The organism is Plantimonas leprariae, from assembly GCF_008802405.1.
In the GTDB taxonomy this organism is placed as follows: Bacteria; Pseudomonadota; Alphaproteobacteria; order Rhizobiales; family Rhizobiaceae; genus Plantimonas; species Plantimonas leprariae.
The window spans coordinates 1-17994 of sequence record NZ_VZDO01000023.1 but is presented as its reverse complement, the minus strand read 5'-3'; the positions used below and the strand labels follow the sequence as shown (position 1 = coordinate 17994).

23 protein-coding genes are annotated in these 17994 nt (G+C 68.3%); 8 read left to right on the top strand and 15 right to left on the bottom strand.

Going from position 1 to position 17994, the window contains the following annotated elements; translation table 11 throughout:
• Positions 1–2: 2 nt before the first annotated feature.
• The 4 genes from F6X38_RS21185 to F6X38_RS21170 all read right to left on the bottom strand — a co-directional run bounded on the left by F6X38_RS21185 (position 3) and on the right by F6X38_RS21170 (position 4699).
• Entirely contained in the window at positions 3–944 is a 942-nt protein-coding gene (locus F6X38_RS21185; protein ID WP_150973356.1) for an ABC transporter ATP-binding protein, read from the bottom strand.
• Positions 941–2104: an ABC transporter permease gene (locus F6X38_RS21180; RefSeq protein ID WP_150973354.1), complete on the bottom strand. Its 1164-nt coding sequence runs from the start codon at positions 2102–2104 to the stop codon at positions 941–943. Before F6X38_RS21180 ends, F6X38_RS21185 begins: the two co-directional genes overlap by 4 nt.
• Positions 2105–2142: 38 nt before the next feature.
• Positions 2143–3057 carry a glycine betaine ABC transporter substrate-binding protein OsmF gene (gene osmF / locus F6X38_RS21175; RefSeq protein ID WP_150973352.1) on the bottom strand — a complete coding sequence of 305 codons (915 nt, stop codon included), beginning with the start codon at positions 3055–3057 and terminating at the stop codon, positions 2143–2145.
• Between the two features lie 91 nt (positions 3058–3148).
• Positions 3149–4699: an aromatic amino acid lyase gene (locus tag F6X38_RS21170; protein WP_150973350.1), complete on the bottom strand. Its 1551-nt coding sequence runs from the start codon at positions 4697–4699 to the stop codon at positions 3149–3151.
• Between the two features lie 196 nt (positions 4700–4895).
• On the opposite strand from F6X38_RS21170, the gene F6X38_RS21165 reads away from it, so the two are divergent.
• Complete coding sequence (locus F6X38_RS21165; protein WP_150973348.1) at positions 4896–5078, top strand: hypothetical protein; 183 nt, start codon at positions 4896–4898, stop codon at positions 5076–5078.
• Positions 5079–5256: 178 nt separating this feature from the next.
• Here the strand turns inward: F6X38_RS21165 and F6X38_RS21160 are convergent, their stop codons facing one another.
• Positions 5257–5721, bottom strand: a complete 465-nt coding sequence (locus F6X38_RS21160; protein ID WP_150973345.1) for a DUF2141 domain-containing protein — start codon at positions 5719–5721, stop codon at positions 5257–5259.
• A gap of 61 nt (positions 5722–5782) precedes the next feature.
• On the bottom strand, positions 5783–6832 hold the full coding sequence (locus F6X38_RS21155; RefSeq protein WP_150973343.1) for a lysine-2,3-aminomutase-like protein: 1050 nt from the start codon (positions 6830–6832) through the stop codon (positions 5783–5785).
• A 178-nt stretch (positions 6833–7010) separates the two neighbouring features.
• On the opposite strand from F6X38_RS21155, the gene F6X38_RS23745 reads away from it, so the two are divergent.
• On the top strand, positions 7011–7172 hold the full coding sequence (locus F6X38_RS23745) for a Thivi_2564 family membrane protein (protein WP_150973341.1): 162 nt from the start codon (positions 7011–7013) through the stop codon (positions 7170–7172).
• Between the two features lie 29 nt (positions 7173–7201).
• On the opposite strand, the gene F6X38_RS21145 is transcribed toward F6X38_RS23745, so the two are convergent.
• Entirely contained in the window at positions 7202–7396 is a 195-nt protein-coding gene (locus F6X38_RS21145) for a hypothetical protein (protein ID WP_150973339.1), read from the bottom strand.
• A gap of 159 nt (positions 7397–7555) precedes the next feature.
• On the opposite strand from F6X38_RS21145, the gene F6X38_RS21140 reads away from it, so the two are divergent.
• Complete coding sequence (locus F6X38_RS21140; protein ID WP_150973337.1) at positions 7556–7723, top strand: DUF2934 domain-containing protein; 168 nt, start codon at positions 7556–7558, stop codon at positions 7721–7723.
• A gap of 142 nt (positions 7724–7865) precedes the next feature.
• Here F6X38_RS21140 and F6X38_RS21135 read toward each other — a convergent pair whose 3' ends face one another.
• The 4 genes from F6X38_RS21135 to F6X38_RS21120 are packed head-to-tail and all read right to left on the bottom strand — an operon-like array spanning position 7866 to position 9415.
• Entirely contained in the window at positions 7866–8168 is a 303-nt protein-coding gene (locus F6X38_RS21135) for a helix-turn-helix domain-containing protein (protein ID WP_150973335.1), read from the bottom strand.
• Positions 8134–8442 (bottom strand): hypothetical protein, encoded by a 309-nt coding sequence (locus tag F6X38_RS21130; RefSeq protein ID WP_150973333.1) that lies wholly within the window; start codon positions 8440–8442, stop codon positions 8134–8136. Before F6X38_RS21130 ends, F6X38_RS21135 begins: the two co-directional genes overlap by 35 nt.
• A 56-nt stretch (positions 8443–8498) precedes the next feature.
• Complete coding sequence (locus tag F6X38_RS21125; protein ID WP_150973331.1) at positions 8499–8774, bottom strand: hypothetical protein; 276 nt, start codon at positions 8772–8774, stop codon at positions 8499–8501.
• On the bottom strand, positions 8774–9415 hold the full coding sequence (locus F6X38_RS21120; RefSeq protein WP_150973329.1) for a GNAT family N-acetyltransferase: 642 nt from the start codon (positions 9413–9415) through the stop codon (positions 8774–8776). The genes F6X38_RS21125 and F6X38_RS21120 overlap by 1 nt, the downstream gene beginning before the upstream one ends.
• Before the next feature lie 86 nt (positions 9416–9501).
• On the opposite strand from F6X38_RS21120, the gene F6X38_RS21115 reads away from it, so the two are divergent.
• Positions 9502–10542 carry a LysR family transcriptional regulator gene (locus F6X38_RS21115; protein ID WP_150973327.1) on the top strand — a complete coding sequence of 347 codons (1041 nt, stop codon included), beginning with the start codon at positions 9502–9504 and terminating at the stop codon, positions 10540–10542.
• A 10-nt stretch (positions 10543–10552) separates the two neighbouring features.
• On the opposite strand, the gene paoC is transcribed toward F6X38_RS21115, so the two are convergent.
• The 3 genes from paoC to paoA are packed head-to-tail and all read right to left on the bottom strand — an operon-like array spanning position 10553 to position 14366.
• On the bottom strand, positions 10553–12775 hold the full coding sequence (gene paoC, locus F6X38_RS21110; protein WP_150973325.1) for an aldehyde oxidoreductase molybdenum-binding subunit PaoC: 2223 nt from the start codon (positions 12773–12775) through the stop codon (positions 10553–10555).
• Between the two features lie 5 nt (positions 12776–12780).
• Positions 12781–13731 carry an FAD binding domain-containing protein gene (locus F6X38_RS21105; RefSeq protein WP_150973323.1) on the bottom strand — a complete coding sequence of 317 codons (951 nt, stop codon included), beginning with the start codon at positions 13729–13731 and terminating at the stop codon, positions 12781–12783.
• Positions 13728–14366, bottom strand: coding sequence for an aldehyde dehydrogenase iron-sulfur subunit PaoA (gene paoA, locus F6X38_RS21100; RefSeq protein WP_150973320.1), 639 nt, complete (start codon positions 14364–14366; stop codon positions 13728–13730). The genes F6X38_RS21105 and paoA overlap by 4 nt, the downstream gene beginning before the upstream one ends.
• Positions 14367–14737: 371 nt before the next feature.
• Here paoA and F6X38_RS24015 point away from each other — a divergent pair, with 371 nt between their 5' ends.
• The 4 genes from F6X38_RS24015 (at position 14738) to F6X38_RS21080 (ending at position 17213) form a co-directional block, all read left to right on the top strand.
• The gene (locus F6X38_RS24015) at positions 14738–14971 is read left to right on the top strand and encodes a DUF3311 domain-containing protein (RefSeq protein WP_343033243.1); all 234 of its coding nucleotides are present in this window, start codon (positions 14738–14740) and stop codon (positions 14969–14971) included.
• A 73-nt stretch (positions 14972–15044) separates the two neighbouring features.
• A complete protein-coding gene (gene mctP / locus F6X38_RS21090) occupies positions 15045–16577 on the top strand; it encodes a monocarboxylate uptake permease MctP (protein WP_150973318.1) in 1533 nt (510 codons plus the stop codon).
• Positions 16578–16699: 122 nt separating this feature from the next.
• A complete protein-coding gene (locus tag F6X38_RS21085) occupies positions 16700–16954 on the top strand; it encodes a hypothetical protein (protein ID WP_150973316.1) in 255 nt (84 codons plus the stop codon).
• A 79-nt stretch (positions 16955–17033) separates the two neighbouring features.
• Entirely contained in the window at positions 17034–17213 is a 180-nt protein-coding gene (locus F6X38_RS21080; RefSeq protein ID WP_150973314.1) for a hypothetical protein, read from the top strand.
• Positions 17214–17259: 46 nt separating this feature from the next.
• Here F6X38_RS21080 and F6X38_RS21075 read toward each other — a convergent pair whose 3' ends face one another.
• On the bottom strand, positions 17260–17721 hold the full coding sequence (locus F6X38_RS21075; RefSeq protein ID WP_150973312.1) for a DUF4126 domain-containing protein: 462 nt from the start codon (positions 17719–17721) through the stop codon (positions 17260–17262).
• Positions 17722–17994 lie beyond the last annotated feature (273 nt).

The window sequence follows — 17994 nt, the reverse complement described above, 5'->3', positions numbered from 1 at the left end:
CCTCACGCCGCCGGCCTCGCCGCGCCGGAAACGAGGCTGGCGGTGCGGATGCGCCCGATGGTGCGTCCTTCGGCATCCGCGACGGGCGCCGAGTCGCGGCCCGACCAGAGCAACTCGGCCAGCGCGTCGCGCCGGTTGGTGCCGGCAGCGATCGGCGCGCCCGCCGCCTCGCCCGGCTCGACGACCCCCTCCAGCGACCCCAGCGACAGGAAGCGGAACGGCCGCTCGGCCGAACCGATCAGCTCCTCCACGAAGGGCGTCGCTGGCTTCGCCAAGATCTCGGCCGGCGGCGCGTATTGCAGGAGCTTGCCGCCGTCCATCACGGCGATCCGATGCCCGAGATGGATCGCCTCTTCCATGTCGTGCGTGACGATCACCACGGTCGTGCCAGTCGAGCGCTGGATGTCGAGGAGGTCGGCCTGCGCCTTGTTGCGGATGATCGGGTCGAGCGCGCCGAAGGGCTCGTCCATCAGGAGGATGTTGGGTTTCGCTGCCAGCGCCCGCGCGACGCCGACGCGCTGCTGCTGGCCGCCGGACAGTTCGTGCGGCTGGCGGTTCGCGAAACGCGCCGGGTCGAGACCGAAGAGGTGCAGCAGCTCCTCCACGCGGGCGGCGGTCTTCGCGCGGTCCCAGCCGAGCAGCTTCGGCACGGCGGCGATGTTCTCCGCCACCGTCCGGTGCGGGAACAGGCCGTGGTTCTGGATGACGTAGCCGATCCGCCGGCGAAGCTCGTGGGCGGGCAGCTTCGTGTTCGGCTCGCCGTCGATCAGGATTTTGCCATCGCTCGGCTCGGTCATGCGGTTGATCATCCGCATCAGCGTCGTCTTGCCGGAGCCGGACGTGCCGACGATGGCGCAGACCGTGCGCGGCTCGACGACCATCGACACGTCGTCGACGACCGTCGCCTCGCCGTAGCGCTTCACGACGTGACGGAGCTCGATCATGCGTCCACCCTTCGGGTTGCGGGCGTGATCGCCTCGACGGCCGCGTCCAGGATCACCGCGGCGGCGAAGGCGAGGGCGACGGTCGGCACTGCGCCGAGGAGGACGAGGTCCATCGCCGTCTGGCCGATGCCCTGGAACACGAAGACGCCGAAGCCGCCGCCGCCGATGAGGGCCGCGACAGTGGCAAGGCCGATGTTCTGCACGAGCACGATGCGGATGCCGGTGAGGATCACCGGAAAGGCGAGGGGCAGCTCAACGCCGAACAGCCGCTGCCGGTCGGTCATGCCGATGCCGCGAGCTGCGTCGTCGGCGTCGCGCGGGACGCCGCCGAGGCCGACCACCGTGTTCGCGACGACCGGCAGCAGCGAATAGAAGAAGAGCGCGACGAGCGCTGGCGCCGCACCGATGCCGCGTATGCCGGCGGCGGCCGCGCCCGGCACGTTCAGCGCGATCCAGCCGAGCGGCGCGATGAGGAGGCCGAAGAGCGCGATCGAGGGGATCGTCTGCACGGCGTTGAGCACGCCGAGGATCGGCTGGCGCAACCGGCGCACGCGGTGGCACAGGATGCCGAGCGGCACGCCGACCGCCGTCGAGACGACGAGCGAGCCGAAGGCGAGCAGCACGTGCTGGCGCGCTTCCCGCCAGAACGAGGCGGCGCGGGTCGAATATTCCTTCAGGATCGACAGCCCGTCCCAGAGGCCGGAGCCGAGCACCAGGGCCAGCCCGGCAGCGACGAGGGCGAGGATGGCGACCCGCGCGAGCGGCCGCGGGCGCAGCCGCGTCAGGGCGTCGGCGGCGAGGATGGCGAAGGCGAAGAGCAGCACCCAGAAGCCGGAGGCGGGCGAAACGCGGGCATAGTTGTTGCCGGGCGGCGCGAGATGCGCTGGCGTGAGCCCGATCGCGACGGCAAGCAGGGCGACGGCGACGAAGCTCGCCGCCAAGCGGAGAACTGCCGGCGTCCGAGCGACTGCCACGAACGCGACGGCGATCACGGCCGCGAGGAGGAGCGCGGCGCCAAGCGGCGGCAGCGCTTCCCAGATCATGCGGGCCTGGCCGGCGACGATGCGGTTGGCGCGGAACGATGCGAAGGGCAGCGCCCCGGCCGCGACGAGCGCCAGCGCGGCGACCGCCGCGCCGAGCCTGTCGAGCCGCGCCGCCAGCGGGCGCGGCGATGCCGTCGCGCGATCGACGATAGCGGCTATTTGAGGAAGCCCTTCGACTTCAGGTAGTCCTCCGCCACGGCGTTGGCCGGCTCGCCGCCGACCTGGACGCGGCCGTTCAGCTCCTGCAGCGTCGCGAGATCGAGGCCGGCGAAGATGGGCTTGAGCACTTCCTCGATCTTCGGATTGGCCTTCAGCACCTCCTCGCGGACGATGGGCGAGGGCTGGTAGACCGGCTGGACGCCCTTGTCGTCCTCCATCACCTTCAGCCCCGAGGGCGCGATGCCGCCGTCCGTGCCGTAGACCATGGCGGCGTTGACGTCGTTCGTGCCCTGCGCCGCGGCGGCGATGGTGGCGGCGGTATCGCCACCGGAAAGCGTCAGGAGCTGGTCCGGCTTCAACTGGAAGCCGTAGGTGGTCTGGAAGGCAGGGAGCGCCGGCGCGGAATTGACGAACTCGGCGGAGGCGGCGAGCTTCGCCTTACCGCCGCCGGCGATCCACTTGCCAAAGTCCGACATGGTCGTGAGCTTGTTCTCATCCGCGACCTCGCCCTTCACGGCGATGCCCCAGGTGTTGTTGGCAGGGGCAGGCTGGAGCCAGACGATCTTGTTGGCGTCGTAGTCGAGCTTCTTCACCGCGTCGTAGGCCTTGCCGGCGTCCTTCCAGGCCGGGTCGTCCGCCTTGTTGAAGAAGAAGGCGCCGTTGCCGGTATATTCCGGATAGATGTCGATCTCGCCGCCGCTGATGGCTTTGCGCACCACCGGCGTCGCGCCGAGCTGGATGCGGTCGGTGGTCTCGATGCCGGCATTCTTCAGCGCCAGCAGGATGACGTTGCCGAGGACCCCGCCTTCCGTGTCGATCTTCGACGACACCACCACCGGCGCGGCCGATGCCTGGAGAACGGATAGGCCGAGCGCGAAGGCGGCGGCGGAAGCGAAACGGAGGATGCGCACGGTCGAGAACTCCCTCGCGCGGCCATACTTGAAGGGATTCGGCCGCCGTTCGCGGAAGGTTCCGATCATTCACGCCGGAACGCAAGCATGTTCATGCCGTCAGAGCGGGATCCAGCGCAAAGAACGCATCGACTTCCGGCATCGGCGCGATCACGAGCAGCGCCTTCATGGTGGCGGGCGAGGCCAGCGCCTCCTCGATCGCCTCGACTTCGGCGGAGAGCGGGCGATCCTTCACGTAGAAGGGCGAGTGGTGGCGGGCGATGCCGTAGACCATGCCGACGAGTCCGGCGGGACGATCGCCGAGGATGTCCATCGCCTGCGCGGCGAGCAGCGCTTCGAGGGCGGCGAGACGGCGCACCGCCTCGACCTGCCGCTCGAACCGTTCCACCACCAGCGGCAAAAAGGCGGCTTCGTCCTCGAGCCCGCCCGCCACGACCAGCGACTGCGCCGAGATCGGCTGCGACATGGAAAGGGCCCGCGCGAAGAGTTCCCCCGCCAGCTTGATGATCGGGCCGAAGCCGGTGGCGATCACGCCCGGAGGCACGAGGTTGATCGGCAGACCGCGCCGCATGCCGTTGCCGATGAGGACGCAGCGGTTGAAGGAGTTCCGCGCCACATGCGCCAGCGCCAGCGAGGCCGTCTGCATGGCGAGCGTCACGTCGAGCGGCATCGACGCGCCGGAGGTGATCAGCCGGTCGCCGACGATCACCGGATTGTCGTCCGGCCGGGCGATGGCGGCGAGCGTGGTGCGCCCGGCGCTCGCCAGCGCATCGAAGGCGATGGCGTAGACCTGCGCCATCATGCGCAGCGACAGGGGATCCTGGATGTGGGTGGCGCTCGGCATGTGCGCCTCGCCGCAGGCTTCCGTCAGCCAGGCGCCGATCATCGCCTCGTGCGGCGTGCCGCATTCGCGGGCGGCGAGCCACGGATCGGCGGAGACGCCCATGGCGGAGGCCGCCGCGAGGCCGGCGCTCAGCATGACGCGCACCACGGCCGCACCGCCGCGCAGGGCATTCGCGGCGGCCGCATAGCCGATGGCGTTGACGCTGATCGAGGCGAGGCTGTCCTTGGCGCGCATCCGCAAGGGGCGCAATCCCGCCGCCGCGAGCGCCGCCGCCGCCGGCACGCGCCGCCCGCCATGCACTGCCTCGCCGACGCCCGTCAGCACCGCGCCGATCTGGCCCATCAGGCCGATGTCGGCGCAGCCGATCGAGCCGGTGCGGCGCACCACCGGAACGACGTCGGCGGCGAGAAGGCGGATATAGGCGTCGACGAGGTCCGGCGTGCAGCCGACGCGCCCCGTCATCGCGGTGTTGACGCGAATGGCGATCGCGGCCCGCACCACCTCCGCCTCGAAAGCGGGGCCGGTGCCGAAATGGTGGGCGCGCACGAGGCCGGCATTGAAGTCGTCGAGCTCGTCCGGCGTCAGGATCCGGTCCTTCAGCGCGCCGACGCCGGTGGTCGAGCCATAGACCGGCAGGCCCGCCGCTAGCATCGCGTCGAAGACGCGGCGGCCTTCCTCGCAACGCCGCATGCCATCCTCGCTCGCCAGGACGAGGATGCGGTTGGCGCCGATCTGCGCCAGCGTCTTGAAGTCGAATGCCGAACCGTCGAGAGCGATGGAGGCGGTGTGACGGGTCATGATGCGGGAGCGGCGAGAGGAGAGGGCGGGCTTCCTCGGAACGAGCCGGGAAAAAGGACCGTTTACGAAATGTCGCGGCCGCCTGCCAGCGACCCTCTGTAACATTTGCCGTAGCAGATGTGATGAAAAGTATGGGAACCGTCGCCGCTTTCGGCGATTCTGCCACCCGTTAACCATAAGCCAAGAGGGATCGAGGATGTCGAAGTTCGAAACACTCGAAGCGTTCGAGGATGGGCTCATCACCGAACTTGAGGCCCTCGAACAGTCCGGTGTCGACACGATCGACGCCCTCTACGAACGCGTCGCCGTCGAGCGTATCGACAGCGTCGCCGCGAGCATGCGTCGGGCTTCGGCCTCGGCCCTCGCCCTGCATTCCTGAGATTCCGGAGCTTGCCGTGATGCCGCCCCTTCTGGTGGCGCACTAACGGCAAGGCTGCCTTTCGACGCTTCCCGTATCCGCGTTCCGCCTCAGCCCTGGCCCGGCACCGTCTCGTCACGCGGTGCCGGTCGGCTGCGGTGGATAGCGGCTGCGTTCGCAGGTTCGACGCCCTAGCGGGCTATCTGACGGCGATGCGGATCGTCCGTTCGGTCGATGCGAGATCAAACGCGGCGTCTTCGTAGGCAGGGGGGCCGAACAGCCCGACCTTGGCACCGTTGGAGAAGCCGAGCGGCTCTACCGGAATCGCACCGAGGCGGGTATCGAGCTTGCCGTTGTTGTTGCGGTCGTAGAACACGGCGACCGCGTAGCGGCCCTGAGGTATGCCGTCGAACACCGCTTCGGCCGTGGAGGCACCCGTCACCGCGACGCGCCGTCCGGCGACCTGACCTCCGACGCTCGGAAACCGCTTCCGGCCATCGAACAGCGCCACCATGACGGAGCCGGTGCGGGGCTGCAGCCCCGAGACGCTGACCACCAATCGGCCCAGCACGGGCGCGGCTTCCGCTTTTTCGACGGCATTCGGCGCAGCGACTGCCGAGGCCAGCAGGGCGGTCGCGACGACAGGTATCAGCTTGCTTGCCATGATAGCTTCTCTCTGTCGCCTGCGTTCGAAGTAGGGCGCGGCTGGACGCCGAGCCTGCGCTTCACGACGAAGTGCCGTCGTTCGGCGGGTAGCGGTGCCGGCGGCCTTGCGGATCGGCGACGGTCCAGCCGTTCCCCGCCGGCTCCAGATAGTCCGGCCCGACCGGAACCTTGCCGTGCCCGCCCGGAATGTCGAGCACGTAGGTCGGCTGGCAGAGGCCGGAGACCCGGCCGCGGAGACCACGCAGGAGCTCGCGCCCTTCGCCGAGCGGCACGCGAAAATGCGAAGTACCCGGCGCGAGATCGCCCTGGTGTAGGTAGTAGGGCTTGATCCGGTTCTCGACGAAGCAGCGCATCAGCGCCGCCAGCGTCCCGGCATCGTCGTTGACGCCGGCGAGCAGCACGGACTGGCTGACCATCGGGATGCCGGCATCGACCAGCCGCGCGACGGCCTCCCGCGCGGCCGGCGTGAATTCGCGCGGATGGTTTGCATGGAGCGCGACGAAGACCGCGCGCCCGAACCGTTTCAGCGCTTGCACCAGAGCCGCGTCGACGCGGGCGGGATCGACGACGGGAACGCGGGTATGGAGCCGCAGCACCCGGACATGGTCGATCGCTGCCAGCGCCTCGGCGATGCGGGCGAGGCGGCGGGGCGAAAGCAGGAACGGATCACCGCCGGTGACGACCACTTCCCAGATTTCCGGGTTCGCCGCGATATAGGCGAAGGCGGCGTCGAGCGCAGCGTCGTCGAGAGTACCAAGGCCGTCCGGCCCGACCATCTCGCGGCGAAAGCAGAAGCGGCAGTAGACCGGGCAGACATGCAGCGGCTTCAGGAGAACCCTGTCCGGATAGCGGTGGACGATGCCGGGCACGGGCGAATGCGGCTCGTCGCCGATCGGATCGGCGCGCTCCTCCGGCGTCGTCTCCAGCTCCTCGGGACGAGGCACGAACTGCCGGGCGATGCCGTCTTCGGCCGACTCCACGAGCGCGGCCATATCGGGCGTGATCGAAACCGCGTAGCGCGCCGCGACCCCTTCCAGCGCCGCGAGCCGCTCGCGTGGCACGAGGCCCGCCTCGGCGAGGGCGGGAAGGCTGCGGATGTGACCGTTCATGCCCCTCCGCTAGCAGCGACGACGGGACCGCGGCAACCGGCAGCTACGGTCGCCGTTCGAAGCTGTCCCCGCAGCCGCCATCACGAAGATGCCGTAATTCGTCGGATGCCCCACTTCGAAGTCGCCGAAGCTGCGCTATCTCGTCGCTGGCAAGTATCTCGTGACGGAAGACGGCGGCATGAACGTTCTGATCGGTATTCTCATCACCTTCCTGGTGATCGTCCTGGTTCTCTGGCTCGTGCAGCGACTGCCGCTCGACGGGCGCATCCGCCAGATCGTTCAGGCCGTGGTGATCATCATCGGCATCATCTCGCTGCTGAAGTATCTCGCCGTCTTCTGAGCCTTCGCCGACGCGGGACCGGCGGCGCGTCAGAGGCTCGGATAGAACTTCTCGAGATGCGCCCGTGTCGGGTCGGAAGCGGAAACTGTCAGCTTGAAACGGCCGTCCGGATCGGTCTTCCACCGGGCGACGTGCTCCGGGCCGATATGAACCGTCATGTTGCGGAACTGCACGGGACCGGCAGCTTCCGTGCAGGCTATGTCGCGCCATCCGATGGTCGGCATTGATATTCCCCCTTTTTATTCTTTGTCCGAAGCATACACGGCCGCGGTACACGGAGAATAAACAAGATTGATGACGTCAAGCTGAACAGATGCGATCGGCGGTTACCTTTTCTGAACCTTGCCGGGGTTGAATGAGGCGAATCAGGCAAGGGATTCGCCATGGCGACGACGGACAACGACCCGCAAATTCGAGAGCTATCCCGCTTCCTCTGGGAGAAGGCCGGGCGTCCGAGCGGCAGCGAGCACGTCTACTGGGCGATGGCATCGAGGGAACTGGACGGCCGCGGCGAGATCGCGGACCGCCCGCAGCGAATCGTGGCACGCTGACGCCGGAGGTCCGGTCGACAGGAGAGGCGGCGACGCGCGGTTCGGCCCCGGGCGTCGTCGTTCGCAATGTTCCGCACACGGGTGGGATGCTTGAACAGAATGCGCGCCGATTTCGCCCGGCCCGGTATCCCGCGGAAAAGCGCTAGCGGTGCATCGCCGGTTCGAACTCGTCGCCGCGATCGAGCCGCCGCAGGTCGCAGGCGCGGAAGAAGTCGCCGTCCGGCAGGAGCCGGTCGACCGGGCAGCCCAGCACGTGCGAGATGCGCCATAGCCGGCCGGCCGCCACGCGGTCCCTGCCGGCCTCGTATTTCTGGATCTGCTGGTAGGTGATGCCGATGGCCTCCGCCAGCGTTTCCTGCGTCACCTTTCGTTCCAGCCGCGCCTCGCGAATGCGGCGGCCGATCTCCGCCTCAACCGGTCCGTCTTTCTTCTTCCGCGTCGACATCGAACGGGACCTCGCGCAACTCACGCATCGCCGCCCGCAGGGCCGTCGCGGCCGCCGGTGCGATCGTCTGAACGTCCTCGATCGAATAGTTGAGGTAATCGACGAGGCCGGTATGCGACTTTAGCGTGTTTTTGCGCCCGAGCAAAGACAGGATCAGTTCGGACAGCGCCAACTCCGTCATGATGGCCGCTTCTTCCGACATGCTTCGAACCAACGGCAAGGCGTGCGCGACGTAGAAAAGGGTCGCCAGCTTGTCCGAATTGTTCACGATCATTGCAGGCATTCCGGTTGCCAGGGATGAGAGCGCCGCAGGGGGGCCGCCGAAGGCGTTCAGGTGCGATGCGAGGCGAGGCCGTCGCCGTTCTGCTCGGCCATGGCGAGGCGCATCTTGGTTTCCACCAGCGCCGCCAGCGGGCCGCCGGAAGCCGTCGGCGGCGAGGCGAGCTCGTCGCGGCCCTGCCAGACCATCGCGACCTCGACCAGACAAAGATCGAGCAGCCGGCAGGCGAAGGTCATCGACAGGCGGCGGGCGGTCTCGCGGTCGCGCGCGATCGAGCGCGCGAGGTCCGAGATCGTCCGGGTTTCGTCGTCCGCGAGCGCCGACATCAGAAGCCGACCTCGCGTTCCAGAATGCCCGGCTCGTCCCAGGCTCCTTCCGGCCGGATGGTGCGGATCGGGTCCTCGCCGAGCCGGATGGCGTCGTCGAACGGCTCGACTTCCTCGACCATCTCGACGCAGAGATAGCCCGCCATCTCGAAAGGCTCGCCGTTGTCCTTGATCTTGAAGCCGAAATGCTGCCAGAAATCGAGCTTGTCGACTTTGGCGTGGCCGTAGATACGGCGATAGCCCTTGGCGCGGCAGAGATCGACGCTGGCCCGCACGAGCTGGAAGGCGATGCGCGAGCGGCGGAACTCGCGCCTGACGGCCAGTCTCTCCATCTTGGCGAAATCGCCGAAGAAGCGGATGCGCATGCAGGCGGCGGGCTCGCCGTCGACACTGTAGAGGAGATGCGTCGCGCAGAAGTCGTTGCCGTCGAACTGCTGGGCGAAGGCGAACTTCTCCTCGCCCATGAATACCGCCGAGCGGATGGCCACGACCTTCATCAGGTCGTCCATGCCGTGCACCACGGCGATGCCCGTCCCCTTGTGCTCGGCATCGTTCGTGTTGAAGCGCGGCGCCCGGCGTGCGGCGATATGCGATGGCGCGCCCGACGCGGCGGACGAGAAATCTTCTTGGGCGAAGGCCATTGAGAAATCTCCTAAGTTGTGGAGATTTCGTTAACTAGCAATCGGTCGGTTGCATGCACCAAAGACGGATGCGGGGCGTTCGATAAATGGAACACGTGCCCGACGGGATGGACTGGAACGGCATCCGCATCTTCCTGGCGGTGGCCGAACGGCAGAGCTTCCGGCAGGCGGCTGCCGACCTCGGATGCAGCCAGAGCACGGTGAAGCTCGGCATCGAGCGGCTGGAGGATCAGCTCGGCTTCAAGCTCTTCTATCGCGACGTCGGCGGCGCCCGGCTGACGGCCGAAGGGCGGCGGCTGGCAAGCTCGGCCCGCCATGTCGAGCAATCGGTGTCGGACCTCTGGCGCGTCGCGCAGTCCGCCGCCGACACGATGAGCGGATCGGTGCATCTGGCGGTGACCGAGGGCATCGGTACGTTCTGGCTCCTGCCGCAGCTCGTGAACTTCCTGGAAAACCGCGGTCGCGATATCCGGGTGAACCTGCAATGCGCGCTTCGCTCGGTCGACGTCCTTCGTCTGGAAGCGGACATCTCGATCCAGCTCACCGAGCCGACCGCCCCGGAACTCCTGAAGCGCCGTCTCGGCACCATCCACCTCAACATGTTCGCCGGGCGCAGCTACGCCGAGCGTTTCGGCCTGCCGGGCAGCGTCGCCGAACTCGCCGACCATCGCATCATCGCGCAGGAGATGGAGCAGTTCGGCGGTTACGGCCTTGCCGACATCTTCACGCCCGAGATCGCCGAGCGGATGGTACGCGTCCGAACGAACTTCGCCAGCGCGCAGTACTGGGCGATCGCCAAGGGTGCCGGTCTCGGCATGCTGCCGAACTATGCCACCGCCATCGGCGGCGACCTGGTGCCGGTCGACATCGACCTTGGCGCGAAGGTGGGCGTTTGGCTCGCGGTGCACCCGGAGGTCGTCAAGACCGCGCGCCACCGCGCGGTGGTGGACTGGCTGGTCGACTGCTTCTCCGCCAAGCGCTTTCCATGGTTCGGCGACCGCGCGCTGCATCCCCGCGAGATCGAGCGGCTGCTCCAGTCCTCGGCGGACCTGCGGACCTATTTCGAGGGCTTCACGCCGACGCGCCTCATCGAGGACGCCTCGGCGGAGATTCCCACGCCCGCCTGAACCCCGAGCGTCACGCCACCTGCGGCAGCTCGCCGATCAGCTTCTCCGGCGTGATCGGGTAGTCGCGCACCCGGATGCCGGTGGCGTTGTAGACGGCGTTGGCGACCGCCGCGCCCACACCGCAGAGGCCGAGCTCGCCGACGCCCTTCGCCTTCATCGGCGAGGAGGTCGAATCCGGCGTATCGAGGAAGACGACGTCCTGGCGCGGAATGTCGGCATGGACCGGCACCTCGTAGGAAGCGAGGTCGTGGTTGACGAAGAAGCCGTGCCGCTTGTCGACGGCGAGCTCCTCCGTCAGCGCGCCGCCGATGCCCATCACGATCGCCCCGATCACCTGGCTCCTCGCCGTCTTCGGGTTGAGGATGCGGCCGGCGTCGCAGACCGAGAGCGTCCGCCGCAGGCGCGTTTCGCCCGTATAGGCGTCGACGCCGAGCTCGACGAAATGCGCCGCGAAGGTCGACTGCTGGTACTTTTTGTCGAGGTCGCCGAACTCGATCTTGTCCTCGGCCGCGAGGTCGCCGTCCTTCGCCGCATCCGCCAGCGGCACGCTGCGGTTGCCGGAGCGCACCTCGCCGTTCGCGAAGACGAGGTCGTCGGTGGCGTCGAAGCCGAGCCGCCGACCGATCTCCTCGCGGAGCTTCGCGCAGGCCGCGTAGACGCCGGCGGTTGAGGAGTTCGCGCCCCACTGGCCGCCGGAGCCCGCCGAAACGGGAAAGGCGGAGTCGCCGAGCGAGACCGCGACGCGTTCGATCGGCAGGCCCAGCATCTCGGCGGCGGTCTGCGCGATGATCGTGTAGGAGCCGGTGCCGATATCGGTCATGTCGGTCTCGACGGTCGCGACCCCGTCGCGACCGAGCCGCACCCGCGCGCCGGAGGTCTGGACCGGGCTGTCGCGGAAACCCGCCGCGACGCCCATCCCGACCAACCAGCGCCCGTCGCGCGTCGCGCCCGGCGTGGCGTTGCGGTTTGCCCAGCCGAAGCGTTCCGAGCCGTCGCGCAGGCAATCCACGAGATGCCGGCGCGAGAAACGCCGCTCCGGCTTGCCGGGATCGACCTGGGTGTCGTTCAGGATGCGGAACTCGATCGGGTCCATCCCGAGCTTTTCCGCCATCTCGTCCATGGCGATCTCCAGCGCCATCAGGCCGGGCGCCTCGCCGGGCGCGCGCATGGCGTTGCCTTCGGGCAAGTCCATCTCGGCGAGGCGCATCGCCGTCATGCGGTTCGCGCCGGCATAGAGCATCTGCGTCTGCGCGACCGCCGTCTCCGGCCGGCCCTTCGCGACGTTGCCCGAGGTCGAATCGTGCCCGATCGCGACGATGCGCCCATCGCGCTCCGCACCGATGCGGATGCGCTGGATCGTGGCGGGCCGGTGCGTCGTGTTGTTGGCGATGGTCGGCCGCGTCAGCGCCACCTTCACCGGGCGTTTCACGAGGCGCGCGCCGAGCGCGGCGAGCAGCGCGTCGGCCCGGAGGAACAGCTTACCGCCGAAACCGCCGCCGACGTAGGGGCTGGCGAGGTGGATGTTCTCCTCGGGAATTTTCAGCGTCGCGGCGAGATCGACGACGCCCCAATGCACCATCTGGTTCGAGGTCCAGAGCGTCAGCTTCTCGCCGTCCCAGCGGGCGATTGAGGCCTGCGGCTCCATGGCGGAATGGCTCTGGTCCGGCGTCGTGTAGCGCTGGTCGAGCTGGACCGGAGCGCGGGCGAAGGCACCCTCGAAGTCGCCGACGCCGCCGACCGGCGGCGCCTCGCTGCCTTCGCCGCTGCTGCCCTCGACCGCGGGCGCCGTGTTCGCGAGCGCGGCGAGATCGAACCTGCCGTCCGTCCGCTCGTACTCGACGCGCACGAGGCCGGCACCCGTACGCGCTTCCTCGAAGGTGCGAGCGACGACGAGAGCCAGGGCCTGATGGTAGTGGTCGACGTCGGGGCCGCCGAGAAGCTTGGCGAAGTTGCGCTTCCCCTTGCCGAGCGGGCCGGCATTCTCCGCCGTGACGATGCCGAGGACGCCCGGCGCGCGGCGGGCCTCGTCGAGACGCATCGCGGCGACGCGGCCTTTGCCGATGCCGGCCGCGACGACATAGCCGTAGGCGGTGTCGGGCCCGAGGTCGTGGCGCTCGTAGGCGTAAGGGGCGGTGCCGCTGACCTTGAACCGTCCCTCGACGCGGTCGGCCGGCTGCCCGACCGCCTTCATCGCGTCGATCGGGTTCGTGGTGGCGGGGGTGTCGAACTTCATGGCGATCAGCCCCTCGCTTCGTTGAGGACCGAGCCGAGCGCTCGTTCGGCCAGCGGGATCTTGAACCGGTTCTCTTCGGTTGGCCGCGCGTCGGCGAACAGGCGTTCGGCTACCGGCTTCGCGCCGCGAGGCAATTCCGCCTCTGCTGCCGCCATGCGCCAAGGCTTGTGGGCGACGCCGCCGACCGCGACGGCGCCCGAGCCGTCCGGCTGGATCACGGCCGCGACCGAGACGAGCGCGAAGGCGTAGGAGGCGCGGTCCCGGACCTTGCGGTAGAAATGCTTGCCGCCGAGGGGCTTCGGCAGCGTCACGGCGGTGATCAACTCGCCCTTTCCCAGGACGTTGTCGCGTTCCGGCGCGTCGCCCGGCAGGCGGTGGAAGTCGGCGATGGGGATCCGACGCGTCTTGCCGTCCGGCGCGACGGTCTCGACGGTCGCGTCGAGCGCACGCATCGCCACAGCCATGTCGCCCGGAAAGGTCGCGATGCACCGGTCGCTGGAACCGACCACGGCGAGCTGGCGCGAGATGCCGTGGATCGCGGAGCAGCCGGAGCCGGGCGTCCGTTTGTTGCAGGGCATGTTGGTGTCGTAGAAGTACGGGCAGCGCGTCCGCTGCAGGAGGTTGCCCGCCGTCGTCGCGCGGTTGCGAAGCTGGCCCGACGCGCCGGCGACGATCGCCCGCGTCAGGACGCCATAGTCGCGCCGCACCGTCTCGTGCGCCGCGAGGTCGGTGTTGCGGACGAGAGCGCCGACCCTGAGGCCGCCTTCCGGCGTCGCCTCGATTTTGTCGAGGCCGAGCCCGTTGACGTCGACGAGATGCTGCGGCGTCTCGATCTCCAGCTTCATCAGATCGAGAAGGTTGGTGCCGCCCGCTATGAACTTCGCGTTCGGTCGGGAGGCAGCGGCGGCGGCGGCCGCCGCGGGCGAGGTCGCCCGCTCGTAGGTGAAGGGCTTCATGCGTCCCTCCCGGCGACTTCGGCCATCGCTTCGAGAATGTTGGAATAGGCGCCACAACGGCAGATGTTGCCGCTCATCCGCTCGCGCATCTCGTCGTTCGTCGCCTCCGAACGGGCGGTGAGGTCGGCGGTGACGTGGCTCGGCACGCCTGCCTTCACCTCCGCCAACACGGACACGGCCGAAACGATCTGGCCCGGCGTGCAGTAGCCGCACTGGTAGCCGTCGTGCTTCACGAACGCCGCCTGCATCGGATGGAGGTGGTCTGGCGTGCCGAGCCCTTCGATCGTGGTGATCTCGTCGCCCTGATGCATCACGGCGAGCGACAGGCAGCTGTTCATCCGCCTACCGTTGGCGATCACCGTGCAGGCGCCGCACTGGCCGTGGTCGCAGCCCTTCTTCGTGCCGGTCAGCTTCAGATGCTCGCGCAAGGCATCCAGCAGCGTCGTGCGAAGGTCGAGGTCGAGATCCTGCCGCTCGCCGTTCACGGTAAGCGACACGGATGCGGTCACCGGGGCGTCCGGCGCGGCGCCTTGCGCCCGCGCCATCGTCGGCAGCGCGGTCATCGCCGCCGCCGTTGCGGAGGCGCCGACGAGAAGGTCGCGTCGGTTCACTTCGAATGGTTCGAGATTGTCCATCTTGCCGTTCGATCCTTCTCGTCTCGGCCGATCGCAGCCGGCGGAAAATCCGCGGGCGGGGCCGCTCAGGAGGCGGCCGGCAGGCCGGTCCATGCCGGCAAGGGCCGGGGGCGGCGATCGCGAGCACGGCAGATGGGAGAGCTTCGAACGATAACAATTCCAAACTGCCTGGCCGATCGCGGGACGAGCTACAAACGTCCGTGATTCGCTATATTCGGCAATGCATTGCGATGCGTGCCGTCGCCGTTCGCACCATGGTGTGCGCTCCGGTTGCATCGCCGGAAGCGGTTCCCTACTCTCGCCCGACTCGCGACTTCGTGATTCGGCAGGGGAGACCGGATCGCGCCGGGCGCGCTAGGAGGGAATCCGATTTGCTGACCGATCCGCCGCCGCTGACCGAGGCCGCGCACGAGGACGACGTGCGGCGCGTGTCGAAGCTCCGCTGGCTGCTCCTCCTGCCCTTCGCCGCGATGATGTGGGTGCCGTCCTACGACAGCATCGAGCCCAGCATCGCCTCGATCCCGCTGTTCTACTGGTACCAGCTTCTCTGGGTGGTGCTGTGCGGCGCCATCATCGGCATCGTGTATCTAGCCGAGCACCGTTAGCTACGACCCCGCCGGTCATGACCCGGCCGCCGCATCGCCCGCCTTCCCGAATGTCCGTCCCGTGGAGCCGCTCATGGCCGTGAACTGGACCGCTCTCGTCGTCTTCGTCGCGCTCTTCCTATTCGTGACCGTGCTCGGCTTCGTCGCCGCCCGGTGGCGGCAGGGCGACCTCGACCTCCTGCACGAATGGGGGCTCGGCGGCCGGCGCTTCGGCACCTTCGTGACCTGGTTCCTGCTCGGCGGCGACCTCTACACCGCCTATACCTTCGTGGCGGTGCCGGCGCTCATGTTCGGTGCGGGCGCGCTCGGCTTCTTCGCCGTGCCCTACACGATCATGATCTATCCGCTGCTCTACCTGTTCTTCCCGCGCATCTGGCGGATCGCGCGCGAGCGCAACTGCGTTACCGCCGCCGACATCGTGCAGAGCGAGTTCGCCAACCGCTGGCTGGCGCTGGCAGTCGCGGCGACCGGGCTCGTCGCCACCATGCCCTACATCGCGCTGCAGCTCGTCGGCATGGAAGTGGTCATCGGCGCGATGGGCATCGAGACGAGCGGGTTCATCGGCGACCTGCCGCTGATCATCGCCTTCGTCATCCTCGCCGCCTTCACCTATACGAGCGGCCTGCGCGCGCCCGCGATGATCGCGGTGGTGAAGGACGTCCTGATCTACATCACCGTCATCGCGGCGATCATCGTGGTGCCGATGCATCTCGGCGGCTTCAGCAACATCTTCGCCGCCGTTCCGGCCGCGAAGCAGACGCTGCCCGTGCCGCCGGAAGGCAGTCTCGGCTCCTACAGCGCCTATGCGACGCTCGCCTTCGGCTCGGCGCTGGCGCTCTTCCTCTACCCACATTCGCTGACCGGCATCCTGTCCTCGTCGAGCGAGCGGGTCATCCGGCGCAACGCCGCGATCCTGCCGGCCTATTCGGTGGTGCTCGGCCTTCTCGCGCTGCTCGGCTTCATGGCGATTGCCCTCGGCGTGAAGGACAACCCGGCCTATGCGGATGGTTTCGCGCGCTACGGCAACAACTTCTCGGTGCCGGCGCTCTTCTTGGAGACGTTCCCGTCCTGGTTCGTCGGCGTCGCCTTTGCCGCGATCGCCATCGGCGCGCTGGTGCCGGCCGCCATCATGTCGATCGCGGCGGCCAACACCTGGACGCGCAACATCTATCGGGAGTTCATCAAGCCGACCGCGACGGACGCCGAGGAATCGCGGATGGCGAAGCTCGTGTCGCTGATCGTCAAGGCCGGCGCGTTGGTCTTCATCTTCGCGCTGCCGCTCGAATACGCCATCCAGCTTCAGCTTCTCGGCGGCATTTGGATGAGCCAGATCCTGCCGTCGCTGGTGCTCGGCCTCCGGTGGCGCGTCCTGAACGGCTGGGGCCTGCTCATCGGCTGGGTCTGCGGCATGGTACTCGGCAGTTGGATGGCCTACCTGCAGGCCTTCAAGAACGCGACCTACGCCCTCAACCTCTTCGGCCTGACGATACCCGGCTACGCGGCGGTCTACGCGCTCGTCGTCAACATCGTCGTGTCGGTGATCGTCTCGCTCGTGTTCTCCGCCGCCGGATCGTCCCGGCCGCAAACGCCCGTTCGCATCGCCTGACGGATTCGGTCGGCGCGGAGACCGCAGATCGGAAGCCCATTGACGAAATTGCCACTGGCATCGGCGGCGGCTTCGGATAGGTTCCCAGTCTCGAATCGCTCAGTGGAGGTTTGGAGACGGCGATGGAAACGCGGCGCGTCGAGACGAGGTTGCTCGTCGCGAAAGGGTCGGACGGCAAGATCTACGATCTGCACCGCATTTCGCACGGATCGCGCCCGAAGGCGCTCGGCCCGGACGCGCCTTGGAGCGACGACAAGGTGGAGTGGCTCACCTCGGCCGGTGCGCTCGTCGAGACCGACGACGAGACGACGTTCCGGCTCGGCGATATCGTGATGATCGAGGTCGCCGATCTCGGCGGTTCCGCCGCTGTCGACTGAAGCGACAGGACCCGACGGGCGGGAGCCGCTGCCCGGCGCGGCCGATCGGGAACAATCGCGAACGCTGAGCCCGTTCTACGTGATCCGCTGCTACGTTTCGGTGGGCTCGTCCCAGGCCGTCGAGGATATCGCCGAGACCGACGGCGAACAGGCGCGCTACACGGCGAGCTGTCTGGCCGACATCTATGCCGGCGTCGTCGTGTTCGATCCGGAGGGCGGCGTCGTGGTGCGGTTCGGCGACGTTCCGGAGCCGTTCTGACCGGAGCCTTCAGAAGGGAAGGAACGCTCCCGACGGTCCGACCGGGCTATGCGCGCCGTTCCCGGAACGCGAGAGCGATCGCGACGGCGGAGGCGACCATCGCGATGTCTTCGATCGCGCCGGTCGGACGCTGACCGTAGCGCCGCATCGCGCGAGCCCGCGCATCGAACGTCGCATAGGCGGACAGGCTCGCCGCGACCGCGCCGAGGCACGCCCCGAGACGCTCTTCGCGGCGATGCGACAGCGCGGCGCCGGCGAGCGCGCCGGTAAAGACGCGCCCGATCATTCCCGCCGCAACGATGCGATCCGGAGCGGAAGCCAACTTGTCGCCGAGGATTTCGCCGAAGGCGAGGGCGGTCGCCCCTGCCACGACCGGAACCGAAGGGCGATGCCGGAACAGCGGACCGTCGTTCGGAAGTTCGCCACGCCGCGCCAACCACGCGACGGCGCCCAGCGGCAGCATCGAGCGCGCGCCCGCGACGATTCCCATGAGGATCGAGGCGATCATCGATCCGCTCCACTGGAATCGGCAGCCATCATCGTCATGTCACGCCCTCGCTTCCATACGCTCGATCGAACGACGGGAAGCGAGCCGAAGTTGCGGGACAGCGCCCCTGCGTCGAAAAGCGACCGGTGCCGAACCAGAGGCTCGGCACCGCTTTCGCATTCTCGCAATTCGAAACGCGATCAGTCCGGGCGCGCACGATGCGATGCGCGGACCATCCCCTTCGTTGTCAGAATTCCTCCCAGTCGTCTGCCTGCGCCTTGGGAGCTGCGCCGC